The 294-nt window shown below is 52.4% G+C and carries 1 pseudogene; it reads right to left on the bottom strand.

From position 1 onward, the window contains the following. Positions 1-209: pseudogene (locus P0G09_RS19590) on the bottom strand (hypothetical protein); the annotation flags it as partial. Positions 210-294 lie beyond the last annotated feature (85 nt).

Raw genomic sequence — 294 nt, 5'->3', positions numbered from 1 at the left:
AAACAGAGCACCGCAATGGCGAAGATGACAGAGACATACACGATCATCAGAATCACTTCGAGATTCTGGAAGCTTGTGATGTGAGCCAGCGCGTGTTCCTGCCGGAAGGTCACGCCCAGCACCACGCTCAGCAGCGCCAGCGCCAGATACAGCCCGAAGTACAGGCTTTTGGTGGCCTTTAACTCATATTTCAACAATTGCTTCAGCATTTGAATACCTCCCGGAAATACGCATCAACGATCTTGCCCTCGGTCTCGCGGATATCATCCACAGCGCGGTGCGCAAAGATTTTGC

Origin of the sequence: Faecalibacterium sp. DFI.5.82, assembly GCF_029076575.1 — a bacterium.
Taxonomy (GTDB): domain Bacteria; phylum Bacillota; class Clostridia; order Oscillospirales; family Ruminococcaceae; genus Faecalibacterium; species Faecalibacterium duncaniae.
The sequence above is the reverse complement of the archived record's forward strand: the minus strand, read 5'-3'. Positions and strand labels throughout refer to the sequence as shown.